4 protein-coding genes and 2 pseudogenes are annotated in these 4,138 nt (G+C 44.2%); 5 read left to right on the forward strand and 1 reads right to left on the reverse strand.

Features of this window, described 5'->3' with window-relative positions; translation table 11 throughout:
• Positions 1 to 233: 233 nt before the first annotated feature.
• From traM to traL, 5 genes and pseudogenes are all read left to right on the forward strand, one after another.
• The gene (traM, locus tag A7090_RS24055) at positions 234 to 617 is read left to right on the forward strand and encodes a conjugal transfer relaxosome DNA-binding protein TraM (protein ID WP_001151524.1); all 384 of its coding nucleotides are present in this window, start codon (positions 234 to 236) and stop codon (positions 615 to 617) included.
• Between the two features lie 186 nt (positions 618 to 803).
• Complete coding sequence (gene traJ / locus A7090_RS24060; protein WP_023308664.1) at positions 804 to 1,493, forward strand: conjugal transfer transcriptional regulator TraJ; 690 nt, start codon at positions 804 to 806, stop codon at positions 1,491 to 1,493.
• Between the two features lie 87 nt (positions 1,494 to 1,580).
• Entirely contained in the window at positions 1,581 to 1,976 is a 396-nt protein-coding gene (gene traY / locus A7090_RS24065) for a conjugal transfer relaxosome DNA-bindin protein TraY (protein WP_001309237.1), read from the forward strand.
• Positions 1,977 to 2,008: 32 nt separating this feature from the next.
• A pseudogene (gene traA / locus A7090_RS24070) lies at positions 2,009 to 2,357 on the forward strand (type IV conjugative transfer system pilin TraA).
• Positions 2,358 to 2,371: 14 nt separating this feature from the next.
• A complete protein-coding gene (gene traL, locus A7090_RS24075; RefSeq protein WP_000017387.1) occupies positions 2,372 to 2,683 on the forward strand; it encodes a type IV conjugative transfer system protein TraL in 312 nt (103 codons plus the stop codon).
• 18 nt (positions 2,684 to 2,701) lie between these two features.
• Here traL and A7090_RS24080 read toward each other — a convergent pair.
• Positions 2,702 to 3,876: pseudogene (locus tag A7090_RS24080) on the reverse strand (IS3-like element IS2 family transposase).
• Positions 3,877 to 4,138 lie beyond the last annotated feature (262 nt).

Raw genomic sequence — 4,138 nt, forward strand, 5'->3', positions numbered from 1 at the left:
TAAAATATCGGCTTCAGCGCTGCTACAACATCCTTCCGACCGCGCTTTGTAGGGTTAGTAATGAATATTTTTATAAAAAACACTATTTTATATTAGGGGGGGCTGCTAGCGGCGCGGTGTGTTTCTTTATAGGATACCGCTAGGGGCGCTGCTAGCGGTGCGTCCCTGTTTGCATTATGAATTTTAGTGTTTCTAAATTAACTTTATTTTATGTTAAAAAAAGGTAATCTTTAATGGCTAAGGTGAACCTGTATATCAGCAATGATGCCTATGAAAAAATAAATGCGATTATTGAGAAGCGTCGACAGGAAGGGGCAAGGGAAAAAGATGTCAGTTTTTCAGCAACAGCTTCAATGCTTCTTGAACTGGGGCTTCGTGTACATGAGGCTCAGATGGAGCGTAAAGAGTCTGCATTTAATCAGACTGAGTTTAATAAATTGCTTCTTGAATGCGTTGTAAAAACACAATCATCAGTAGCGAAAATTTTGGGTATTGAGTCTCTCAGTCCTCATGTCTCCGGAAATCCAAAGTTTGAATATGCCAATATGGTTGAAGATATCAGGGAGAAGGTATCATCTGAGATGGAACGATTTTTTCCAAAAAATGATGATGAATAAAAGAAATTTGACTTCGTTCAAATATCAGAGTTTTTATGATTTAAAAAGGTGACAGTACGAAAGATAATTAGTATATTAATTACGTGGTTAATGCCACGTTAAAATTTGAAATTGAAAATCGCCGATGCAGGGAGACGTGAACTCCCTGCATCGACTGCCCATAGAATCCTTTGTGAGGAGGTTCCTATGTATCCGATGGATCGTATTCAACAAAAACATGCTCGTCAAATAGATCTGCTGGAAAATCTGACGGCAGTTATTCAGGATTATCCAAATTCAGCCTGTATCAGGGACGAAACTGGAAAATTTATTTTTTGCAATACGCTGTTTCATGAGTCATTTCTTACACAAGATCAAAGTGCTGAAAAATGGCTTCTGTCGCAGAGAGATTTTTGTGAATTGATCTCTGTCACAGAGATGGAAGCATACAGGAATGAGCATACGCATCTTAATCTTGTAGAGGATGTTTTTATTCAGAACAGATTCTGGATAATATCTGTCCAGTCATTTCTTAATGGACACAGAAATATTATTCTGTGGCAATTTTATGATGCTGATCATGTTCGTCATAAAGACAGTTGTAATCAAAAAACGATTGTCAGTGATGATATCAGAAATATAATCAGAAGAATGAGTGATGATTCTTCTGTATCATCATATGTAAATGATGTCTTTTACTTATATAGCACCGGAATCAGTCATAATGCTATAGCAAGAATATTAAACATATCCATCTCCACATCAAAGAAACACGCATCTCTGATATGCGACTACTTCTCTGTTTCTAATAAAGATGAGTTAATCATCTTACTCTACAATAAAAAGTTTATTCATTATTTATACGAGAAGGCTATGTGTATCATAAATACGCGTTAATAAAATATAGGCTTTCCGTCTATTTACCTTTTCTGATTATTCTGCAAACATAAGTGGTAACCAGAAGATAAACAGCGGGAGGTGTTATTGAAAAGATTTGGTACACGTTCTGCAACAGGTAAGATGGTAAAACTAAAATTACCTGTAGATGTGGAAAGTCTATTAATTGAGGCAAGTAACAGAAGCGGAAGAAGTCGATCGTTTGAGGCAGTAATAAGACTTAAAGATCATCTTCACCGCTATCCAAAGTTTAACAGGGCAGGGAATATCTATGGTAAGTCGCTGGTTAAGTATCTGACAATGCGTCTGGATGATGAAACTAACCAGCTACTTATTGCAGCCAAAAATCGTAGTGGATGGTGTAAAACAGATGAGGCTGCAGACAGAGTTATTGATCATTTGATCAAGTTTCCTGATTTTTATAACTCGGAGATATTCAGGGAGGCAGATAAAGAGGAAGATATAACATTTAATACACTCTAGTTTTATTCATTTATCCGAAATTGAGGTAACTTATGAATGCTGTTTTAAGTGTTCAGGGTGCTTCTGTGCCCGTCAAAAAGAAGTCGTTTTTTTCTAAATTCACTCGTCTGAATATGCTTCGCCTGGCTCGCGCTGTGATCCCGGCTGCTGTTCTTCCCGCAACTGGCAATGGCAGCACAGGGCCAGGACCTGATGGCAAGCGGTAACACCACGGTTAAGGCGACCTTCGGTAAGGACTCCAGTGTTGTTAAATGGGTTGTTCTGGCTGAAGTTCTGGTCGGTGCAGTCATGTACATGATGACCAAAAACGTCAAGTTCCTGGCCGGTTTTGCCATCATCTCTGTATTTATTGCTGTGGGTATGGCCGTCGTTGGCCTCTGACAGGAAATAAAACGATGTCGGGATACGAGAATAAACTTAAGAAATATCGTTTCCCGGAAACACTGACCAACCAGAGCCGCTGGTTTGGCCTGCCACTGGATGAACTGATCCCCGCAGCAATCTGTATTGGCTGGGGTATCACAACATCGAAATATCTGTTCGGTATTGGTGCAGCGGTTCTGGTTTATTTCGGGATTAAAAAACTGAAAAAAGGGCGGGGCAGTTCCTGGTTACGTGACCTGATTTACTGGTATATGCCAACAGCCCTGCTGCGCGGTATTTTTCATAATGTTCCCGATTCGTGTTTCCGGCAGTGGATTAAATAGAACTGATTGGATTTGCCCCTATATTTCCAGACATCTGTTATCACTTAACCCATTACAAGCCCGCTGCCGCAGATATTCCCGTGGCGAGCGATAACCCCGCGCACTATGTGGATGCCATTCGTTATAATGCTCGAACGCCTCTGCAAGGTTCTTTGCTGCCGTTAACCCGTCTGGTTTGGGCATGATACTGATGTAGTCACGCTTTATCGTTTTCACGAAGCTCTCTGCTATTCCGTTACTCTCCGGACTCCGCACCGCCGTGTTCTTCGGTTCAAGTCCCAACATCCGGGCGAACTGGCGTGTTTCATTAGCCCGGTAGCATGAACCATTATCCGTCAGCCACTCCACTGGAGACGACGGAAGATCGTTGCCGAAGCGGCGTTCCACCGCTCCCAGCATGACGTCCTGTACTGTTTCACTGTTGAAGCCGCCGGTAGTCACCGCCCAGTGCAGTGCCTCACGATCACAGCAGTCCAGCGCGAACGTGACACGCAGTCTCTCTCCGTTATCACAGCAGAACTCGAACCCGTCAGATCACCATCGCTGATTGCTTTCTTTCACGGCCACTCTGCCTGTATGTGCCCGTTTCGATGGCGGTACAGCAGGTTTTCGCTCAAGCAACAGCGCATTCTGGCGCATGATCCGGTAAACACGTTTGGCATTGATCGCAGGCATACCATCAAGTTCTGCCTGTCTGCGAAGCAGCGCCCATACCCGACGATAACCATACGTGGGCAGCTCTCCGATAACATGGTGTATACGGAGAAGCACATCCGTATCATCAGTGTGACGACTGCGGCGGCCATCCATCCAGTCATCGGTTCGTCTGAGAATGACGTGCAACTGCGCACGCGACACCCGGAGACAACGGCTGACTAAGCTTACTCCCCATCCCCGGGCAATAAGGGCGCGTGCGCTATCCACTTTTTTGCCCGTCCATATTCAACGGCTTCTTTGAGGAGTTCATTTTCCATCGTTTTCTTGCCGAGCAGGCGCTGGAGTTCTTTAATCTGCTTCATGGCGGCAGCAAGTTCAGAGGCAGGAACAACCTGTTCTCCGGCGGCCACAGCAGTAAGACTTCCTTCCTAGTATTGCTTACGCCAGAGAAATAACTGGCTGGCTGCTACACCATGTTGCCGGGCAACGAGGGAGACCGTCATCCCCGGTTCAAAGCTCTGCTGAACAATTGCGATCTTTTCCTGTGTGGTACGCCGTCTGCGGGTAAGCGTACAGCCTGAACCGTCTGGTCAGAATCTGACGAATTAGACAAAGTGGTGTCCACCAAATAAGTAGTGGGAACCAAAGTGTCAGATATGCAGAAAAATGTGACTCCCGGCAGGCGAAAAGGCTGCCCTAATTATCCTCCCGAATTTAAACAGCAGCTCGTTGCTGCCTCCTGTGAACCCGGGATATCCATCTCAAAACTTGCTCTTGAAAATGGCATTAACGCCAATC

This window comes from Escherichia sp. MOD1-EC7003, from assembly GCF_002965065.1.
GTDB lineage: Bacteria > Pseudomonadota > Gammaproteobacteria > Enterobacterales > Enterobacteriaceae > Escherichia.